This is a genomic window from Acinetobacter sp. Swhac1, from assembly GCF_013390985.1.
Taxonomy (GTDB): domain Bacteria; phylum Pseudomonadota; class Gammaproteobacteria; order Pseudomonadales; family Moraxellaceae; genus Acinetobacter; species Acinetobacter towneri.
In genome coordinates this window covers 1-1,975 of sequence record NZ_JACASN010000084.1, presented here as the reverse complement: position 1 = coordinate 1,975, position 1,975 = coordinate 1, and the positions used below count along the sequence as shown (strand labels likewise).

The window sequence follows — 1,975 nt, the reverse complement described above, 5'->3', positions numbered from 1 at the left end:
ATGGCACCATCACCTTTACTCCAAATACAGGATTTGTGGGTCAAGTTAGCTTCCCATACACCATCAGCGATGGTCATGGCGGTACTAGTCAAGCAATTGAAACCATTACGATAACAAATACTGCACCAGAGCTGACCTCAGGTAGTGCGCGGGTCTCTGAAGAAGGCTTAGTCGGCGGACTTGCCGATAGCAATGGTGATGACCTCACCAACAGTCGAACCTTTAATGGCAGTCTAGTTGGTGCGGATGTGGACAGCGACGCGGTGTTAACCTATGCGTTTACAGGTGTTCCAAGCGACGTATTGACCTCCAATGGCGTAGCCGTGGTGTGGACATTGGACACCGCGACCAACACTGTCACCGGTACAGCAGGTGCACTCACCATCATCACGGTGGTCTTAGACAGCGCAACAGGCGACTACACCGTCACCTTAGATAGTGCGGTGGATCATGCGGATAACAGCGTAGAAGACATCCTTGACTTCACCATTCCGACCAGCGTTACCGACAACCATGGTGCGACAGCAGCGTCGACGCTGAATGTTATTGTTGAAGATGACGGCCCAAGCGTCAGCGTTGGCAGCACCGCTGCGACATTGACCGTGGATGAAACCGCTTACGGCGTTGATGCGACAGCCAGTTACAGCGATGCGTTCACGCATGCGTTTGGTGCAGACACTGCCGCAGTGACCAATAGCTTGGTCTACAGCTTAAGCACCACCGTCGGCAGCGACAGTGGTCTGGTTGACACCGTAACTGGTGAAAACATCTACCTGTTCCAAGACGTGAATGGCGACATCATTGGACTGGTTGGCGCAGCAGGTGTTGCTGACCCAGCGGGTGCAGAAGCGTTCCGCGTTAGTGTGGATGCGACCAATGCCGACGTGACCTTGAACCAAAGCCGCGCCATCGTGCATGCGGACACTGCGGATCACAACGATGCCTCGGCATTGATCAGCAGCGCGATCACGTTGACAGCGACTGCGACGGATAAAGATGGCGACACGGCCAGTGCGGATCTTGATATTGAAGGCACCTTAAGCTTCTTGGATGACGGCCCAAGCGTCACCACCAACGCGGTACTCACAGTATTAGAAGTTGACGAAACAGTGTTGACCACGAATGACAGCGAAAACTTTGCTAGTGCCTTCACCGTCAACACCTACGGTGCAGATGGACAAGCATTAAGCAACGCGCTAGTTTATAGCCTCGGCATATCAAGTGTTGGTGCAGTGAGTGGTGTGATTGACGTTGCTACAGGTCAGGCAGTTTATCTGTACGCCTTGGTAACAGGTGAAGTGGTCGGCTTAGTGGGCGCAGGAGGCTTTGCGGATCCATTGGGTGCGGAAGCATTCCGTATCAGCGTAAATGCAGGCACAGGAGAAGTGACACTAGATCAAGTCCTTGCGTTAACCCACCCAACAGGCGGTACTGGCTCACCGAATGAACTCATTAACTTAACGACGAATGCAGTGACATTGACGGCTACTGTGACCGACAGAGATGGTGATACTGCTTCTGCAAGTATTAGCTTGGGTGATAAAGTGGGTTTCCGAGATGATGCGCCAACGATTGTGACCACAGGTGCTGTCATTAATGTGGAGGTTGATGAAACAACCTTGGCAACTGACCACACCCAAAACTTCTCCACTGCATTTAATATCAATTATGGTGCAGATGGTGCGGGAACTACTGTTTATAGCTTGGGCATATCAGGTGCTGGTGTACCGAGTGGTGTAGTTGATGTTGCCACTGGTCAAGGTGTCTATCTGTTCCTGGAATCAGGCAGTGTCGTAGGACGTGTTGGTAGTGGTGGTGTGGCAGACGCAGGTGGTGCGGAAGCATTCCGTATCAGCGTAAATGCAGGCACAGGAGAAGTGACACTAGATCAAGTCCTTGCGTTAACCCACCCAACAGGCGGTACTGGCTCACCGAATGAACTCATTAACTTAACGACGAATGCAGTGACATTGAC

1 protein-coding gene is annotated in these 1,975 nt (G+C 52.1%); it reads left to right on the top strand.

Going from position 1 to position 1,975, the window contains the following annotated elements:
- Positions 1-35 precede the first annotated feature (35 nt).
- On the top strand, positions 36-1,975 hold a 1,940-nt coding region (locus HX743_RS15900), incomplete at its 3' end, for a DUF5801 repeats-in-toxin domain-containing protein (RefSeq protein ID WP_372238857.1).